Here is a 17,115-nt window from a genome sequence, read left to right as displayed (position 1 = left end):
TCAACACCTCTTTTTCAACTCCCTTTTGGCTTCGATGAACTGAAGCACCTGCTGTCGAAAACCGAGTAACTCGTTGTTTACCAAGGAGTTTTCCGTTTCGACTGCGCCGGAAGTGGGGCGAATTATAGACACCTGGAATCTGCCGTCAACCACTATTTACGCCTTTTTGGCGGAAGAGCCCTTTTTAGCCATTAGACGCGGGATTCGACGAGCCAAAGGCGGTAGCCGCAGCACTAACAGCAATGCACCTATAGAGGCATAAATCGCCCACTCCTTCAGGTCGGCGCGCACAATCCAGAGCATATGCAGTAATCCAAGCCCGAGAATGACATACGCCAGGCGATGCAACTTCTTCCAGCGGGAACCCAATCGTCGCTGACTGTATCGATTGGAAGTCACTGACAATGCCAGCAAACCAAGAAAACCCAACACCCCGACAATAATGTAAGGCCGCTTGCGCAACTCGACACCCAGCTGCGACCAGTCAAAACCGAGAATGAATGCACAATAACTACTGAGGTGGAGCAGCACATAGGCAAAGCACCACAATCCCAACTGCCGCCGCACGGCATTCCACCCCGCCCAACCGGTGAGTTTCTGCAACGGCGTCAAGCTCAAGATTACGAGCAGCAGAACAAGCGCCCCCAAACCCAGCCGGTCGACCAGTACCTTGCCCGGATCCGGCCCGAGAACATCTTCCCAGGCCTGATACAACCACAGCAGCGGCCACACCAGCACCACGACAAAGACACCGATACGCCAAAACGGATAGCACATCAGTAGTTCTTCCTCAGGTCGAGCCCCGTATATAGAGAGGCGACTTCCTCTGAATAGCCGTTGAACATTTGCGTGTCACGTATATTGGGCTTGAACAAGCCACTGGGCAGGCGGCGTTCACGAGCCTGAGTCCAGCGAGGATGATCAACAGTGGGATTCACGTTCGCATAAAAGCCATATTCATCCGCAGCAATGCTCTGCCAGGTGGTTTTCAGCTGCTCGCTGACCAGACTGATGCGCACAATGGACTTGATGCTCTTGAAGCCATATTTCCAGGGCACCACCAAACGCAACGGCGCGCCGTTCTGATTAGGCAATTCTCGCCCGTACATGCCTACCGCAAGAATCGCCAACGGGTTCATCGCCTCATCCAGACGCAGCCCCTCTATATATGGCCAGTCGATCAAGGCAAAACCGGAGCGCTGCCCCGGCATGCTTTTGGGATCCTGCAGGGTTTCGAAGCGGATGAATCTGGCTTTCGAGGTCGGCTCGACCTCCTTGAGCAAGGCCGAGAGGGGAAAACCGATCCAGGGAATGACCATCGACCAGGCCTCCACACAGCGCAAACGGTAGATTCGCTCCTCCAGCTGATACGGTTTCATGAAGTCTTCGATCGCATACCGCCCAGGCTTGCCCACCTCCCCATCCACCACCACCGACCACGGCTCCGTCTTCAGCGTGCCGGCATTGGCAGCCGGATCACCTTTCTCGGTGCCGAACTCATAGAAGTTGTTGTAGTGGGTCGCATCCTTGAAGGGTGTGATTGCCTCATCCTTGACGCTGACCGCACCCCACTGGGTAGCCGGAAGTTTTTCGCTGAACCAGGCAGGCGCCTTGCCGGGCTCGACATCCGGGTAACGCGCAGCATCGCCAGCGCTGGCCCATTGCGGCAGGCTGCCCAGAGCGAAGCCGGCAACCGTGGCGCCGAGCACATTGCGTCGAGTTAGATAGAGTGATTCAGGCGTGACGTCCGACTCGTGGCAGTCGGACGCTCTGGAGACTTTGATCAGCATGGTTACTCCGCAGCTTTGGAGGACAGATGCACCCATAGACTGCGGAGTATGAGGGAAATTACGCGCTCTTGTTACGGCGAAGACGTAACAGGTATTGAACCGGGCCAGAGGCTGCATAGGCGAGAAACACCAGCAGCAGGATGCGCGGCGGGTCACTGAACACCACTGCGAACACCAGCACCACGGCGAGAATCGCCACGAAAGGCACTCGCCCCTTCAGGTCCAGCTCCTTGAAGCTGTTGTACTTGATGTTGCTGACCATCAGCATGCCGGCCGCCGCCACCATCAGTGCAACCAGGAAGGACATCTTGGAACCCTGGATGCCGTAATCGCTGAACGCCCAAACGATACCTGCAACCACACCCGCAGCGGCGGGACTGGCCAGACCGATGAAGTAGCGCTTGTCCGCTGTACCGACCTGCGTATTGAAGCGTGCGAGACGCAATGCCGCGCCCGCCACATAGATGAAGGCGACCATCCAGCCGACCTTGCCCATATCACCCAAGGCCCAACCGAAGGCCAGCAATGCCGGGGCGACACCAAAAGCAACCATGTCCGACAGCGAGTCGTACTCGGCACCAAAGGCGCTCTGGGTATTGGTCATACGGGCTACGCGGCCATCAAGGCCATCGAGCACCATGGCGACGAAGATCGCGATGGCCGCAAACGCGAAATACTTGCTCGCATTGGCCGAGTCACCAGCACTCAGGGCCGCCTGGGCACTCATCGAGTTGATGATGGAATAGAACCCTGCGAACAGGTTCGCAGTGGTGAACAGATTCGGCAGAAGATAGATACCACGATGCCGGACTTTACGACCTTCCGCGTCATGCCCTTCCTCGACATGTTCATCGATGGGCAGCAGGCTTTCGGCGTCAGAAGCCTGGTTTGGCTCTTCGGGGCGTTCGCTCATGGACATTACCTTGCAACGGGTGGAAAGTTTGGACTGGTGTCTGGGACGACGGTTCGGCCGCAAACGATGCAGCTTTATACCAGAACCGGCCTCCCAAACGAAAAAACGCGGCCTAAGCCGCGTTTTTCGTACAAGCGCGTGACTTAGTTTTTGGCTTTGTCGACGATCTTGTTGGCACCGATCCACGGCATCATGGAGCGCAGTTGCTCGCCGATGATTTCGATACCGTGAGCGGCGTTGTTACGACGCTTGGCGGTCATCGAAGGATAGCCGGTAGCGCCTTCGCTGATGAACATCTTGGCGTATTCGCCGTCCTGAATACGTTTCAGGGCGTTGCGCATGGCCTGACGGGATTCGGCGTTGATCACTTCTGGACCGGTCACGTACTCGCCGTATTCGGCGTTGTTGGAGATCGAGTAGTTCATGTTGGCGATACCGCCTTCGTACATGAGGTCAACGATCAGCTTCAGTTCGTGCAGGCACTCAAAGTAAGCCATTTCCGGCGCGTAGCCAGCTTCAACCAGGGTTTCGAAACCGGCTTTGACCAGCTCAACGGTACCGCCGCACAGAACGGCTTGTTCGCCGAACAGGTCGGTTTCAGTCTCGTCCTTGAAAGTGGTTTCGATGATGCCGGTACGACCACCGCCAACGCCGGCAGCGTAGGACAGTGCTACGTTTTTAGCGTTGCCCGAGGCGTCCTGGTAGATAGCGATCAGGTCAGGGATACCGCCGCCCTTCACGAACTCGGAACGTACGGTGTGGCCTGGAGCCTTCGGCGCGATCATGATCACGTCGAGGTCAGCGCGCGGTACAACCTGGTTGTAGTGGATCGCGAAGCCGTGGGAGAAGGCCAGGGTGGCGCCTTTCTTGATGTTCGGCTCGATTTCATTCTTGTACAGGGAGGACTGGAATTCGTCCGGAGTCAGGATCATGACCAGGTCAGCAGCTGCAACAGCGGAAGCAACGTCGGTCACTTTCAGGCCATGGGCCTCAGCCTTGGCAACGGTAGCCGAACCTTTACGCAGGCCGACAGTCACGTCAACGCCGGAATCTTTCAGGTTGCACGCTTGAGCGTGGCCTTGGGAACCGTAACCGATGATGGCAACTTTCTTGCCCTGGATGATCGACAGGTCGCAGTCTTTATCGTAGAAAACTTTCATGAATTTCCCCTATATCAGGCCGTTCAGGCCGTTCGCTAATTTGGTTTAGATGCTGAGTACTTTGTCGCCGCGGGCAATGCCGGTCACGCCACTACGGACGGTTTCCAGAATCGATGCGGTGCCAATGGACTGAATGAAGCTGTCGAGCTTGTCGCTGGTACCGGTCAGTTGAACGGTATACACGCTGGCGCTGACATCGACGATCTGTCCACGGTAAATATCGGTAGTGCGCTTGATCTCGGCACGCTGGGCGCCGGTGGCCTTGACCTTGACCAGCATCAGTTCGCGCTCGATGTGAGCACTCTCCGACAGGTCGACCAGTTTTACCACTTCGATCAGCTTGTTCAGGTTCTTGGTGATCTGCTCGATGACCTCATCATGACCAACCGTGGTCAGCGTCAGACGCGACAGGGTCGGGTCTTCGGTTGGGGCCACGGTCAGACTTTCGATGTTGTAGTTGCGCTGCGAGAACAGGCCAACCACACGAGACAGAGCGCCGGGTTCGTTTTCCAGAAGCAAGGAAATAATGTGCCGCATGATTAGGTACGCTCCGTCTTGCTCAGCCACATATCGCGCATGGAGCCGTCTTTGATCTGCATCGGGTAGACGTGCTCGCTGGTATCGACCGAAATATCGATCACCACCAGGCGATCTTTCATGGCGAACGCTTCTTCCATCTTCGACTTCAAATCTTTCGATTCAGTGATGCGCACGCCAACGTGACCATAGGCTTCTGCCAGCTTGACGAAGTCAGGCAACGACTCCATGTAGGAGTGCGAGTGACGGCTGCCGTAGCTCATGTCTTGCCACTGGCGAACCATACCCAGAACGCCGTTGTTCAGGATGACGATTTTCACCGGCAAACCGTACTGCAGGCAGGTGGACAGTTCCTGGATGTTCATCTGGATACTGCCTTCACCCGTCACACAGGCGACGTCGGCATCCGGATAGCTCAACTGAATGCCCATGGCCGCCGGGAAACCGAAGCCCATGGTGCCCAGACCACCGGAGTTGATCCAGCGGTTCGGCTTGTTGAACTTGTAGTACTGCGCAGCAAACATCTGGTGCTGGCCCACGTCGGAGGTCACAAAGGCGTCGCCCTTGGTCACTTCGCACAGGGTTTCGATTACGGTCTGCGGCTTGATGACACTGCCGTCGCCCTTGTCGTAAGGGAACAGGCCGCGATCACCACGCCACTCGTCAACCTGCTTCCACCAGCTGGCAACGGACTCCTTGTTCGGGGTCTCGCCGATTTCCTTGAGGATCGCGACCATTTCGGTCAGGACACTCTCAACCGGACCAACGATAGGCACGTCGGCCTTGATCGTCTTGGAGATCGAAGCCGGGTCGATGTCGATATGAATGATCTTGGCGTTCGGGCAGAACTTCGACGCGCCATTGATGACACGGTCGTCGAAACGTGCGCCGACAGCGAGGATCACGTCAGCATGATGCATCGCCAGGTTGGCGGTGTAGCTGCCGTGCATGCCGAGCATGCCGATGAACTGACGGTCGGTGCCAGGATAGCCACCGAGGCCCATCAGGGTATTGGTCACTGGCAGGTTGAGCATCTTCGCCAGTTCGGTCAGTGGTGCGGAACCACCGCCGAGGATCACGCCGCCGCCCGAGTACAACACTGGGCGCTTGGCCGCCAGGAGCATTTCTGCCGCCTTGCGAATTTGACCGGAGTGACCGCGAACAGCCGGGCTGTATGAACGCAGCTTGGCTTTTTTCGGGAAGACGTATTCGAACTTCTCGGCCGGGTTGGTCATGTCTTTCGGGATATCGACAACGACCGGACCAGGACGACCGGATTGCGCCAGGTAGAACGCCTTCTTCATGACTTCCGGGATTTCCGACGCGTGCTTGATCATGAAGCTGTGCTTCACGATCGGCCGGGAGATACCGATCATGTCGGTTTCCTGGAACGCATCGGTACCCACCATGGTGCTAGGCACCTGGCCGGAAATGATCACCATCGGAATGGAGTCCATGTAGGCGGTGGCGATACCGGTGATGGCGTTTGTTGCGCCAGGACCGGAAGTCACCAGTACCACACCGGCTTTACCGGTGGCACGGGCGTAGCCGTCAGCCATATGGGTAGCCGCTTGCTCATGACGAACCAGGATGTGGGTCACTTCCGGTTCTTTGAACAGGGCATCGTAAACATGAAGAAGAGCACCACCCGGGTACCCGTAGATATATTTGACGCCTTCGTCACGCAAGAAGCGGACGAGCATCTCACCGCCAGATAAAAGCTCCACGTTGCTCACCTCTAAAACGCCAGAATACCGCCCACGAAAAATGGGACGGGTCTTAATAGGTTTACTTCTCGGCAGAGCATGAGCGACGGTGGTCGCCGACTACGTCAGCACTGACTGAGCAAGTATTGGGATCGTCCCAAGTGTTGCGGGGCTTTCCCACCCAGCGCGAGGTAACGCGTTGCGGGTGTAACAGGTCGACGCGGATATGCGCCTCATGATCTGCTGAGAGGGTCTGCTTCTGGCAGTCCCTGTACAGCGGACTTTGGATTCTTCTGTTTCGTCCTTCGCAAGTCAAGTCGTCTATGTGCTTTATTCTACTAAGCACATGAGAACGCAAGAAAAAACCCGTAAATCAGCCCTGTGTTAGCTTCGATTGCGCAACTTTTAGCAAAAAATTGGCACGCGAATGCACTTACCCTGCAGCGGCGGACAAAATAGAGAGATATTGTGAACAACTGCCAGCGGACGCTGGCAGCTTCTGGCTCAGCGGGACGCGGTGATCAGTTGATCGAATTCTTTGAGCAGCACCTGTAACTGCCGATCCTTGCCCTGGACATTGCGTCCGGCAAAGACCATTTCGGCCATTTCCTGAATGCCCGAAGCATTGGGTAGCGGCAAATCCTGCTCAAGGATCATCTTCATGCGTGGCAGGAAGATCCATTGCAGCCATTGCTCGAAATCCAGTGTATCGACCGAAAACGGCTCGACACTGGAAAGCGCTTCAGCAGATGGCGAGACTTCATCCCACCATCCTTGCACCCGCAACTCGCGCTCGATCAACAACAGTTGATCGGCGATTTTCAGAAAGCGCGCATCCATCACAGCGTTACCTTGGCCTTCTGACGAGCCAATGCCGCGCCCTGGGAGTCACCCTGCTTTTCGCGCGCCTGACCAATCAGCTCCCACATGTTGGCCTGAAGGGCTGGACGGCCATTGGCAAGGGTCAGCCCACGGCGAGCGAACTGCTCGGCCTGGGCCGCATCGCCTTGAGCCATCCGCACCAGTGCCAGACGGTAAAGCACCTGTGGTTCACGCGGAGCAACGCGCTGGGCGCGTTCGAGGCTGGAGGAGGCACCATTGAGATCACCGCTCGCCTGTTGCTGTTGAGCGGTGGTCAGCAAAGCCAATACGGGGCCGTCCAGCTGCTCGTCGGCCGAAAGCCCGCCCGAACTGGCCGATGGAATCCCGCTTGGCGACGACGGCATGCTGTAGCTGCCCTGATTGATCGGCGCCGATTGGACCGGCGACGTGTCAATCGGCCCTGGTGTGATCGGACCCGGGGTAATCGGCGTGGTGCTGATCGGCGTTGAAGTCGTTGCAGCGCCTGGCACCATCACCACGACGCCGCTGTCACCTTGCGGAATCGCCTGGGCCTTCGGCTGCCCTTGTACAGGGCGCTTGACGGTCGTCTGGCGGAAACCGCCATTGGCCGAGATCCGCTCACTGTTGGACACGGCGGTGCCGGAATCCACGACCGGAATCGAGCCACGTTGTACGCTAGAACAACCGCTGAGCAAAGCTACGGCGGCAACCGCTGGAATCAACCACTTGTTCACTTGAAACCCTCTTTGCTTAATTCATCCAGCCTTTGACCCAGTCCATCACCGACTCTGCAGGGTTTTCACCACCGCAAGCGGCGCCGGGAGGCGGTTCGCTGCCGCGAATATACGGCATCTGCACGGCACCCGGGCAACCGGCGTCAGAACCTTGCCCGGTTCGCGAATCAACCCAGGCCTGAACGATATTATCCGGCTGCGGCATGTCCAGCGGCAACGGGTCGGCCTTGCGCATGAAACTGGTCCAGACCTGCAGGGCCCCGGTGGCGCCGGTGAATGGCGTCTTGCCGTTGTCGTCGCGACCCAGCCAGACCACCGCTAGCAAGTCCTGGCTGAAACCGGCAAACCAACTGTCCCGCGAGTCGTTACTGGTGCCGGTTTTACCTGCCAGGGTCAGGGTCCTTGGCAACACGTTATAAACCGAGCTGCCGGTACCTTCACGCATCACCCGCTGCATGGCGCTCTGGATCAGGTAAATGGAGGCCGGATCGAAACGCTGCTGAATCTGGAACGGATAACGCTTGAGCGGCTCGCCCTCGGCGGTCAGCACGCTACGAATCCCGCGCATCGGCGTGTTGAAGCCGCCGTTGGCGAGAGTCTGGTACATGGTCGCCACTTCGATTGGCGTCATGCCGCCAGCGCCGAGCAACATCGACGGGAAGGCCGGAAATTCACGAGTCACACCCAGGCGCGCCACCGTCTTCAGGACGTTCGGCACCCCTACCGCCAAACCGAGACGCGCGGTCGACAGGTTGTAGGAATGCGCCAGGCCTTGATAGAGGAACACCGTACCGTGAGAACGACGATCATAGTTCTGCGGTTTCCAGACCTGACCATCCGCGCCTTTGACCGAAAAGGATTCGTCCGACAGCCAACTGGTCAATGTGTACTGGCTCGGTTTCTCCAGCGCGGTCAAATAAACCGCCGGCTTGATCAACGAGCCGATCGGCCGCACAGCGTCCAGCGCCCGGTTGAACCCGGCAAAACTGGCCTGGCGACTGCCGATCATGGCCTGCACTTCACCGGTCTCCGGGTTGGTCACGACCATTGCCGCTTCGACGTCATCGGAACCCTTGCGCCCCGCCAGACGCTTGAAGGTGTCGTTGACCGAAGCTTCAGCCTTCATCTGCAGGATTGGGTCGAAACTGGTGAAGATCCGCAGACCTTCTTCGGTCAAGTCTTCGTCGCGATAGTCTTCGCGCAACTGACGCTTGACCAGATCGAGGAAGCCGGGGAACGAGCTGTCCGCCAGGCTGCCGCGCTTGGTCACGCCCAGCGGCATTTTCTTCGCTGCCTCAACCTGCTCGGCAGTAGCAACGCCTTGCTCTTGCAGCACATCGAGTACCAGGTTGCGCCGTTCAAGGGCACGCTCCGGATAACGACGGGGGTTATAGGACGAAGGCCCTTTGACCATCCCCACCAGCAGTGCGACTTGATGCAGCTTGAGCTCGGCCAGTGGCTGACTGAAGAAGAACTGACTGGCCAGACCGAAACCGTGCACCGCGCGCTGACCGTCCTGTCCGATAAACACTTCGTTGAGGTAAGCCTCAAGGATTTCGCGCTTGTCGTAATGCAGCTCAAGCAGCAGCGCCATCATCGCTTCGGTGAGCTTGCGGCTCAGGCTGCGCTCGTTGGTCAGGTAGAAGTTTTTCACCAACTGCTGAGTCAGGGTACTGCCGCCCTGACGCATGCGCCCGGACGAACCGTTGACCCAGATCGCCCGGGCGATCGACTTCGGCGAAACACCAAAGTGGTGATAAAAATCGCGATCCTCGACAGCCACCAGCGTTTCCAGCAAGTATGGCGGCACCTGATCGATCTTGATCAGAATCCGGTCTTCGAGGTTTTTCGGGTACAGACCGCCGATCAGCAGCGGTTCCAGGCGCACCACCGACAGTTTCGACCCTTGTGCTCCCGACAACTCGGCCACGTAATCGCCGGAGAAACGCACCCGTACCGGTTGCGCTTGCTCCATGCCTTCATAGAACTGGAAGCCACGGGTGTTCAGATCAACGGTATTGCCGTTGACCGACGCCGCACCCGGACCATTGGCCACGCTTTCCCGGCGATAGCCCAAGGCATCGAGTTCGGTCAGGAAATCATCCCGGCTCAACTTTTGTCCGACGAACAGCTCGAGCGGGCGCGCGTAAACCTTGGCCGGGATGGTCCAGCGCTTGCCGGAGAACTTCTCCTGGACGATCGCATCAAGGTAAACGGCGAATCCGGCCAGCACTACCAGGCCTACCAGACTGAGTTTAATGGCCCAGCCCAGCCACGGGCGCAGGCCCCTGGAGGGTGGTTTTTTTGGGGTGCGGGGAGTTCGAGTACGAGTCATGGCGGCGGATTATACGCACTTTATTCATCCTCAACAGGAGCGCTCCGAGGTTTGCGTCGAGCGGACTTGCGGCCATAATGACGGCCTTGAATTTCCCAGACTCTGAAGGATCGCCTGTGAGCCAGTCCCTGATCGCCGCCCTGCAAAACCCTGCCCTCTACCCGCATCCTGTAGAGGGATTCCAGGTCATCGAGACTCATATTTCCTGGGTACTGCTCACCGGCCCCTACGCCTATAAAGTGAAGAAGCCGGTCAATTTCGGTTTTCTCGACTTCACCAGCCTTGAGGCTCGCGAACACTTTTGCGCTGAAGAGCTGCGCCTGAACCAGCGCCTGACCGACGATTTGTACCTCGAAGTGCTGCCCGTCACCGGTAGCGCCGAGGTTCCGCAACTGGGTGGCGAAGGCCCGGCCATCGAATATGTACTGAAAATGCGCCAGTTCCCGCAAAACGGCTTGCTCAGCACCCTTCAAGCCAATGGCGAACTGACCACCGCGCACATCGACGAGATGGCCGAGCAAATCGCCCGCTTCCACCTGAGCGCACCGAAAGTGCCAGCCGAGCACGAAGCCGGCACACCGGACAGCGTCATGGCGCCGGTGCGGCAGAACTTCGAACAGATCCGTCCGTTCCTCAGCGACAAAGCCGACCTGTTGCAACTCGACGCCCTGCAAGCCTGGGCCGAAAGCTGCTTCGAGCGCCTCAAACCGCTGTTTGCCCAGCGCAAGGCCGAAGGTTTCATTCGTGAATGCCACGGTGATATCCACTTGGGCAACGCAACTGTGATCGATGGCAAGGTCGTGATCTTCGACTGCATCGAATTCAACGAACCGTTTCGCTTTACCGACGTTTATGCCGACACCGGCTTCCTGGCGATGGACCTGGAAGATCGCGGCCTGAAGTGCCTGGCGCGTCGCTTCATCAGCCAGTACCTGGAGCTGACCGGTGACTATCGCGGTCTCGAACTGCTGAACTTCTATAAAGCCTACCGCGCACTGGTTCGCGCCAAGGTTGCGCTGTTCAGCATGCCGGCCGAAGCCACTGCGGTGCAGCGCGCCACGACCCTGCGCCAGTACCGCAACTACGCCAACCTGGCGGAAAGCTACAGCACCATTCCTTCACGCTTCATGGCCATTACCCACGGCGTTTCTGCCGTTGGCAAGAGCCATGTCGCCATGCGTCTGGTCGAAGCCCTGGGCGCGATCCGCCTGCGCTCCGATGTCGAGCGCAAGCGCCTGTTCGGCGAGCAAACCGTCGAGAATGACGTACAGGCCGGCATCTATAGCGCCGACGCCAGCGCGACGACCTATGCCCGCCTGCACGAAATCGCCGATGTCATTCTGCGCGCAGGCTTCCCGGTAGTGGTCGACGCCACCTACCTCAAGCGTGATCAGCGTGACAGTGCTGCGAAGGTTGCCGAAGCCACGGGCGCACCCTTCCTGATCCTCGACTGCAATGCGCCACAGGCCGTGATCGAAAGCTGGCTGGCCATGCGCCAGGCAGACAAAAAAGACCCGTCTGACGCCACCCTGGCCGTTATCGAAGCCCAACAAGCCAGCCGTGAAGCGCTGACGGCCGCAGAAATCCTCTGCAGCAAGCGTGTCCAGACCAATGAAAGCGGGACGCTCGATACCGTTGTCGCGCAAATTCGCCAGCGTCTTCCGGGCCTGTAAGGAAGTATTTCAGCCGTGAAGCCTGCGCCGGTTTCACGGCTGTCAAATAGTGGCACTATACTGGCGTCATAAAACCTTCAGGTGATGCGACATGAGCCAGCCGAAACTTCTCGACACACCGCTTTATGCCCTGCTGCACAAAGACGACATCAGAGGCTTCAACAGTGAACGCCCCAAGGATGGCCCCATCGACATGGTGAGTGGAGACTTCCGGGGGTTGGACCTGCGCGAACTGAATGCTGACGGCGTGGATTTCAGCGATGCCTACTTCCGTTCCGCCGACTTGCGCGGCATCGATTTTCGCAAAGCAAACCTGGAAGGCGCGAGCCTGGCCCATGCGCAAATCTCCGGTGCCTACTTTCCGGTGGAGCTCAGTGCCGACGAAATCCTGATGTCGATGAACTTCGGCACACGACTGCGCTATCGCACCCGCTGATCGACGTCGCGGACTGACACGTCCAGCACGCCCGTTGCGCTGGACTAAGGGGATGCTCACCCGTAATCCTGATTCTTCCCCCAGCCTCTTCCTCCCGCGCTCGCGGACTTTTCACGCTCTGCCAATACTCTTCTCTTAGAAGCATTTGCGTCGAAAACGAGCAAACAAACACGCTTTTCCTACTGATGGCTACACTCCTCAGAAGATTGCCCACGCTCTCCATTCGGCCATCGCAAGGAGGCTTGATGAATGATGAACTGCAACACCTGAAGAATCTCGGCAAGACGTCAGCGCAATGGTTGCATGCCGTGGGCATCCATAGCGCGTCGGACTTGCGTCGCCTCGGGGCGGTGGATGCTTACCGGGCCGTGCGTACGCGCGGTTTTCGGGCGTCCAAGGTGTTGTTGTACGCAATCGAAGGCGCCCTGATGGACGTTCACTGGAACGACATTCCTGCCGAGCGCAAGGAAGCGTTGAATAAACAGCTGGAAGCCATCTCTTCACGCCACAAGAATTGATCCCGCAAGTACTTCTGCAGCTTTGCAACCTGCAACCCAATGATTACGAGGCCTGCAGACGTAAATTCGGCGAATCGTAAAGAAATCAAAAAACAGCGGTTGACTTGGTAATGAGAATCGATATGATTATCACAACTGGTCGCGAGACTGGTCGATATTCTGAAAAGCCCTTGGTTCGGACTCTCAGATTATCTCCTCATCAGGCTAATCACGGTTATTTGACCCGGCTCTTGCCGGGTCTTTTTTTGCCGGTGGAAAAGTACTGACCGGATCCGGAGATGGATGCTCCATGCAGATCACGGTGACGCGGGTGGTCAGGCGCATAAACAGCTTCCTTTGAAGGTTTCCCGGGCATCGAATGAGCAGGCCAAGTATCCTCGGCGGTAGGCACCTGTACCCGACGGGCAAGACGGCCACTTGATAATTGTTAGCATTTAACCGCCAAGCTCGGACATATCCGGTGACGAGCTGCGGGACCGAGGATAGACATGAAGTTGCTTTGCGCAGGTGCCGAGCTGGCCAACGACAGCAGCCGCGGGTTCGACATCGATGGCCAGAAGTTTTTTGCGGTGCGCCGTAGCGGGCAGGTTTACGTCTACATCAATCGCTGCCCGCACCGGGGTGTCGCCCTGGAGTGGCACCCCGACCAGTTTCTCGACCCCAGCAGCAGCCTGATCCAGTGCGCCACCCATGGCGCACTGTTCCTGATCGAAGACGGCGAATGCGTCGCCGGCCCTTGCGCGGGGCAAGCCTTGACCAGCGTGACCTGCCGCGAGGATGAACAAGGGATCTGGATCAGCCTTTAGCCACCCGGCAACACGTCCAGACGCCGGTCGACCAGCATTTCTTCGTGGCTCAACCGCACACCGTAAGCCAACACCTCGACCCCACAGGCAATCGCCTCACGCAAGGCCTGCGCATAAGCCGGATCGATTTCCTGCGCCGGGCGCACGGCCTCGATATCGGTCAGGCAAACACAGTACAACTGCACCGCGCGAATACCGTCCCTGGCCAAGTGCGCCAGCTCCCGCAGATGCTTGGCGCCACGTTGGGTGACTGCATCGGGAAACGCCGCCACCGCCGTTCCGTCGAAGCCCAGGGTCACGCTTTTGACTTCGACGTAGGCCGGCCCGTCGGGATAATCAAGACGGAAATCGATACGACTGTTTTCCTGACCATAAGCCACTTCGCGCTTGAGCCCGGTAAAACCGTTCAGTTCGGTGATGACGCCCGCTCGTAACGCCTCTTCGATCAAACCATTGGCGCGGGCGGTGTTCACGCAAAACAGCCGCCCTTGCGGGGTTTCACCGATCTCCCAGGTGCCGGGCAACTTGCGTTTCGGGTCGTTGGAGCGACTGAACCAGACCTGGCCGCCTTCGACCTGACAATTGAGCATCGAGCCTGTGTTCGGACAGTGAATGGTCAGCAACTCGCCGCCAACGGTTTCGATATCGGCGAGAAAACGCTTATAACGTCGGATCAGGCGCCCTTCTTCGAGGGGAGGATGAAAACGCATCAGCCTTGCCAGCTCCGCAACCCACGGGCAATGCGCTCGACCGCTTCCTGCAAACGCTCGAGATTCTGCGTATAGGCAAACCGCACATGATGCCCGGCCTGATAACGCCCGAAATCCAGCCCCGGGGTGAATGCCACGTGTTCGGTCTCGAGAAAATGCTTACAGAACGCGAAGGCATCGCCGCCGAACTTGCTGATATCGGCGTACAAGTAGAACGCCCCTTCCGGCTCCACGGCAATGCCGAAGCCCAATTCTCGCAAGGCTGGCAGCAGGTAATCCCGACGCCGGCCAAATTCGGCGCGACGCTCTTCGAGAATACTGATGGTGGCCGGCTCGAAACAGGCCAGTGCAGCGTGCTGCGCCATGCTTGGAGCACTGATGTAGAGGTTCTGGGCGAGCTTTTCCAGCTCACCGACGGCAGCGTCGGGGGCCACCAGCCATCCCAGCCGCCAACCGGTCATCCCGAAGTACTTCGAAAAACTGTTCAGAACGAATGCACTGTCGTCGACTTCCAGCACGCTGGCCGCATCGGTGCCATAGGTCAGGCCGTGATAAATCTCGTCGACCACCAGATGACCGTGGCGCTCCTTGATCGCGTCAGACAGCTTCGCCAGCTCGTCGCGGGTCAGGATCGTGCCGGTCGGATTGGCTGGCGACGCCACCAATGCGCCGACGCTGTCGTGGTCCCAATAACGCTCGATCAGACCAGGCGTCAATTGATAACGCACATCCGGACCGACCGGCACCAATTGCGCCGCACCTTCGACCAGTCGCAGGAAGTGCCGGTTACACGGGTAGCCCGGGTCTGCCAGCAGCCAGTGTTTACCGGGGTCGACCAGCAAAGCGCTGGCCAGCAGCAACGCGCCGGACCCGCCAGGCGTGATGAGTATGCGCCGCGGGTCGATGTTCAAACCGTAACGCTGCTGATAAAAGCCCGAAATGGCTTCACGCAACTCCGGAATGCCGCGCGCGGCGGTGTAACGGGTCCGCCCTGCCGCCAGAGCAGCCTGGCCGGCCTGGATGATCGGTTCGGCGGTGGTGAAGTCCGGCTCGCCGATTTCCAGGTGAATCACATCGTGGCCGGCGGCCTGCAATTCATTGGCCCGCGCCAACAACGCCATGACATGGAAAGGTTCGATCGCGCGACTGCGGGCACTGTAGGGCTGAGCCATTGGCCTTCCTTCAACGGAAAAAAAACCGATTCTACCCAAGCGCAGGAACGAGCGAGAACCTAAAGCGGTCAGAGGCCTTGTAACCCCGATCACAAACGACTCAAGCGCGCGCGCAAGGTTTGACTAAAATCAATAATTGAGCAGGGTTCCAGAGCCACCAGACAACGGTTTGTCATCATTTGCAAGCACCATGTGCCGCGAGCTCGATATCCGGGAGTAGCGCGGCCCGAGTTGATCTGGTAAGTTCGCCCGCTTGCAGCCGCAGGGCCGGCAGGTGCCGGTGATGGAGCAATCCTGCGCAGATGGATTACAAGAGTAGAGGCGGTCTATTTCATGTCCACCCAAGCAAAGCAGCAAAACCAGGCAATCAGCGGCTTCGAGCCCTATGTTCAGAAAGCCGGCGAAGAGTACATGGGCGAGCCCATGCGCAAGCACTTCACCAAGGTCCTGAATCAGTGGAAAAAAGAGCTGATGGAAGGTGTCGACAAGACCGTGGACCACATGAAGGACGAAGCGGCCAACTTCCCTGATCCGGCAGACCGTGCCAGCCAGGAAGAGGAATTCGCCCTCGAACTGCGTGCCCGCGACCGTGAACGCAAGTTGATCAAGAAGATCGACAAGACACTTCAGTTGATCGAAGACGAAGAGTACGGCTGGTGTGAATCCTGCGGCATCGAGATCGGCGTCAAGCGTCTCGAAGCGCGCCCTACCGCCGACCTGTGCATCGACTGCAAGACCCTGGCGGAAATCAAGGAAAAGCAAGTCGGCAAATAATTGCGACTTGAACGAAGAACGGAGCGTGCGAACGCTCCGTTTTTGTTTCTGATGTTTTTTTGGCTTTAAATGCATCCATGACCGCCAACACCCCTTACATCGGGCGCTTCGCCCCCACCCCTAGCGGCCATCTGCACTTCGGCTCGCTGGTCGCCGCACTGGCCTCCTACCTTGACGCGCGCTCGGTCGGCGGACGCTGGCTGATGCGCATGGAAGACCTTGATCCGCCCCGCGAGGAACCCGGCGCCCAGGCGGCCATTCTCAAGGCCCTGGAAAGCTATGGCTTCGAGTGGGATGGCGACCTGGTTCGCCAAAGCGAGCGGCACGATGCCTACGCCGAGGTACTCAATCGCCTGTTCAATCATGGCCTGGCCTATGCCTGCACCTGTTCGCGCAAACAGCTAGAGCCGTATCACGGAATTTATCCGGGGCTGTGCCGCAATGCCGGCCATGGCACCGACGATGCCGCCATCCGCCTGCGCGTTCCGGAGCTGGAGTACCACTTCATCGACCGGGTGCAAGGCGAATACCGCCAGCATCTGGGCCGGGAAGTCGGCGACTTCGTGATTCGCCGCCGCGATGGCCTCTACGCCTATCAATTGGCCGTGGTCCTGGACGATGCCTGGCAAGGCATCACTGATATCGTGAGGGGCGCCGATCTGCTCGATTCCACCCCCCGCCAGCTCTACCTGCAAGAACTGCTAGGCCTGCCGCAGCCGCGTTATCTGCATATCCCGCTGATTACTCAGCCTGATGGCAATAAACTTGGTAAGTCCTACCGCTCGCCGCCGTTGACCGAGGATCAGGCAACGTTGCTATTGCTGCGGGCGCTGCGCGCACTGGGACAGAACCCGAGAACCGAACTGACTTACGCAACGCCACGGGAAGTGCTGAATTGGGGCATTGCCCACTGGGATGCCTCGCTGATCCCGCGCACACTGAGCCTGCCCGAGGCACAGCTATTGTGATCGCACTTGCAGTGGCGCGCCCATCCGTTACCATCGCCGC

Annotated in this window: 17 protein-coding genes; 6 read left to right on the top strand and 11 right to left on the bottom strand. The window is 58.4% G+C overall.

What is annotated here, in order from left to right; translation table 11 throughout:
- Positions 1-156 precede the first annotated feature (156 nt).
- The 9 genes from msrQ to mrcB form a co-directional block, all read right to left on the bottom strand.
- Positions 157-777, bottom strand: coding sequence for a protein-methionine-sulfoxide reductase heme-binding subunit MsrQ (gene msrQ / locus AC1D1M_RS19480; protein WP_477776874.1), 621 nt, complete (start codon positions 775-777; stop codon positions 157-159).
- On the bottom strand, positions 777-1,790 hold the full coding sequence (msrP, locus tag AC1D1M_RS19475) for a protein-methionine-sulfoxide reductase catalytic subunit MsrP (RefSeq protein ID WP_477776873.1): 1,014 nt from the start codon (positions 1,788-1,790) through the stop codon (positions 777-779). Before msrP ends, msrQ begins: the two co-directional genes overlap by 1 nt.
- 58 nt (positions 1,791-1,848) lie before the next feature.
- Positions 1,849-2,703, bottom strand: coding sequence for a CDP-diacylglycerol--serine O-phosphatidyltransferase (gene pssA, locus AC1D1M_RS19470; RefSeq protein WP_007971084.1), 855 nt, complete (start codon positions 2,701-2,703; stop codon positions 1,849-1,851).
- Between the two features lie 143 nt (positions 2,704-2,846).
- Positions 2,847-3,863, bottom strand: a complete 1,017-nt coding sequence (ilvC, locus tag AC1D1M_RS19465; RefSeq protein WP_003228216.1) for a ketol-acid reductoisomerase — start codon at positions 3,861-3,863, stop codon at positions 2,847-2,849.
- A 45-nt stretch (positions 3,864-3,908) separates the two neighbouring features.
- Positions 3,909-4,400 (bottom strand): acetolactate synthase small subunit, encoded by a 492-nt coding sequence (ilvN, locus tag AC1D1M_RS19460; RefSeq protein WP_003176102.1) that lies wholly within the window; start codon positions 4,398-4,400, stop codon positions 3,909-3,911.
- Between the two features lie 2 nt (positions 4,401-4,402).
- A complete protein-coding gene (locus AC1D1M_RS19455; protein WP_477776872.1) occupies positions 4,403-6,127 on the bottom strand; it encodes an acetolactate synthase 3 large subunit in 1,725 nt (574 codons plus the stop codon).
- A gap of 483 nt (positions 6,128-6,610) precedes the next feature.
- Positions 6,611-6,946, bottom strand: a complete 336-nt coding sequence (locus AC1D1M_RS19450; RefSeq protein WP_126047562.1) for a YqcC family protein — start codon at positions 6,944-6,946, stop codon at positions 6,611-6,613.
- The gene (locus tag AC1D1M_RS19445) at positions 6,946-7,683 is read right to left on the bottom strand and encodes a hypothetical protein (protein WP_477776871.1); all 738 of its coding nucleotides are present in this window, start codon (positions 7,681-7,683) and stop codon (positions 6,946-6,948) included. Before AC1D1M_RS19445 ends, AC1D1M_RS19450 begins: the two co-directional genes overlap by 1 nt.
- A 16-nt stretch (positions 7,684-7,699) precedes the next feature.
- Positions 7,700-10,018, bottom strand: coding sequence for a penicillin-binding protein 1B (gene mrcB / locus AC1D1M_RS19440; protein WP_477776870.1), 2,319 nt, complete (start codon positions 10,016-10,018; stop codon positions 7,700-7,702).
- 116 nt (positions 10,019-10,134) lie between these two features.
- Between mrcB and AC1D1M_RS19435 the strand changes: the two genes are divergently transcribed.
- The 4 genes from AC1D1M_RS19435 (at position 10,135) to AC1D1M_RS19420 (ending at position 13,451) form a co-directional block, all read left to right on the top strand.
- The gene (locus tag AC1D1M_RS19435; RefSeq protein ID WP_477776869.1) at positions 10,135-11,691 is read left to right on the top strand and encodes a bifunctional aminoglycoside phosphotransferase/ATP-binding protein; all 1,557 of its coding nucleotides are present in this window, start codon (positions 10,135-10,137) and stop codon (positions 11,689-11,691) included.
- Positions 11,692-11,782: 91 nt separating this feature from the next.
- Positions 11,783-12,127, top strand: a complete 345-nt coding sequence (locus AC1D1M_RS19430; RefSeq protein WP_477776868.1) for a pentapeptide repeat-containing protein — start codon at positions 11,783-11,785, stop codon at positions 12,125-12,127.
- Positions 12,128-12,372: 245 nt separating this feature from the next.
- On the top strand, positions 12,373-12,645 hold the full coding sequence (locus AC1D1M_RS19425) for a TfoX/Sxy family protein (RefSeq protein WP_007971093.1): 273 nt from the start codon (positions 12,373-12,375) through the stop codon (positions 12,643-12,645).
- A gap of 488 nt (positions 12,646-13,133) precedes the next feature.
- Complete coding sequence (locus AC1D1M_RS19420) at positions 13,134-13,451, top strand: Rieske (2Fe-2S) protein (RefSeq protein ID WP_477776867.1); 318 nt, start codon at positions 13,134-13,136, stop codon at positions 13,449-13,451.
- Here the strand turns inward: AC1D1M_RS19420 and sfsA are convergent.
- Together sfsA and AC1D1M_RS19410 are read right to left on the bottom strand one after the other, a co-directional pair.
- Entirely contained in the window at positions 13,448-14,161 is a 714-nt protein-coding gene (gene sfsA / locus AC1D1M_RS19415) for a DNA/RNA nuclease SfsA (RefSeq protein WP_477776866.1), read from the bottom strand. The genes AC1D1M_RS19420 and sfsA overlap by 4 nt on opposite strands.
- Positions 14,161-15,333 (bottom strand): pyridoxal phosphate-dependent aminotransferase, encoded by a 1,173-nt coding sequence (locus AC1D1M_RS19410; protein ID WP_477776865.1) that lies wholly within the window; start codon positions 15,331-15,333, stop codon positions 14,161-14,163. The genes sfsA and AC1D1M_RS19410 overlap by 1 nt, the downstream gene beginning before the upstream one ends.
- A 333-nt stretch (positions 15,334-15,666) precedes the next feature.
- On the opposite strand from AC1D1M_RS19410, the gene dksA reads away from it, so the two are divergent.
- Together dksA and gluQRS are read left to right on the top strand one after the other, a co-directional pair.
- Positions 15,667-16,107, top strand: coding sequence for an RNA polymerase-binding protein DksA (dksA, locus tag AC1D1M_RS19405; protein ID WP_007971100.1), 441 nt, complete (start codon positions 15,667-15,669; stop codon positions 16,105-16,107).
- Between the two features lie 77 nt (positions 16,108-16,184).
- Positions 16,185-17,075 carry a tRNA glutamyl-Q(34) synthetase GluQRS gene (gene gluQRS, locus AC1D1M_RS19400; RefSeq protein WP_477776864.1) on the top strand — a complete coding sequence of 297 codons (891 nt, stop codon included), beginning with the start codon at positions 16,185-16,187 and terminating at the stop codon, positions 17,073-17,075.
- The last annotated feature ends 40 nt before the right edge of the window (positions 17,076-17,115 follow it).

Source organism: Pseudomonas sp. P1_F7 (assembly GCF_056405655.1).
The sequence above is the reverse complement of the archived record's forward strand: the minus strand, read 5'-3'. Positions and strand labels throughout refer to the sequence as shown.

What these genes read in the sequence shown, in the direction of transcription:
- gluQRS (WP_477776864.1), top strand. Translation starts at nt 16,185, where the DNA reads ATGACCGCCAACACCCCTTACATCGGGCGCTTCGCCCCCACCCCTAGC.
- msrQ (WP_477776874.1), bottom strand. Translation starts at nt 777, where the DNA reads ATGTGCTATCCGTTTTGGCGTATCGGTGTCTTTGTCGTGGTGCTGGTG.
- dksA (WP_007971100.1), top strand. Translation starts at nt 15,667, where the DNA reads ATGTCCACCCAAGCAAAGCAGCAAAACCAGGCAATCAGCGGCTTCGAG.
- AC1D1M_RS19450 (WP_126047562.1), bottom strand. Translation starts at nt 6,946, where the DNA reads ATGGATGCGCGCTTTCTGAAAATCGCCGATCAACTGTTGTTGATCGAG.
- AC1D1M_RS19420 (WP_477776867.1), top strand. Translation starts at nt 13,134, where the DNA reads ATGAAGTTGCTTTGCGCAGGTGCCGAGCTGGCCAACGACAGCAGCCGC.
- mrcB (WP_477776870.1), bottom strand. Translation starts at nt 10,018, where the DNA reads ATGACTCGTACTCGAACTCCCCGCACCCCAAAAAAACCACCCTCCAGG.
- msrP (WP_477776873.1), bottom strand. Translation starts at nt 1,790, where the DNA reads ATGCTGATCAAAGTCTCCAGAGCGTCCGACTGCCACGAGTCGGACGTC.
- AC1D1M_RS19425 (WP_007971093.1), top strand. Translation starts at nt 12,373, where the DNA reads ATGAATGATGAACTGCAACACCTGAAGAATCTCGGCAAGACGTCAGCG.
- pssA (WP_007971084.1), bottom strand. Translation starts at nt 2,703, where the DNA reads ATGAGCGAACGCCCCGAAGAGCCAAACCAGGCTTCTGACGCCGAAAGC.
- AC1D1M_RS19410 (WP_477776865.1), bottom strand. Translation starts at nt 15,333, where the DNA reads ATGGCTCAGCCCTACAGTGCCCGCAGTCGCGCGATCGAACCTTTCCAT.
- ilvC (WP_003228216.1), bottom strand. Translation starts at nt 3,863, where the DNA reads ATGAAAGTTTTCTACGATAAAGACTGCGACCTGTCGATCATCCAGGGC.
- ilvN (WP_003176102.1), bottom strand. Translation starts at nt 4,400, where the DNA reads ATGCGGCACATTATTTCCTTGCTTCTGGAAAACGAACCCGGCGCTCTG.
- AC1D1M_RS19430 (WP_477776868.1), top strand. Translation starts at nt 11,783, where the DNA reads ATGAGCCAGCCGAAACTTCTCGACACACCGCTTTATGCCCTGCTGCAC.
- sfsA (WP_477776866.1), bottom strand. Translation starts at nt 14,161, where the DNA reads ATGCGTTTTCATCCTCCCCTCGAAGAAGGGCGCCTGATCCGACGTTAT.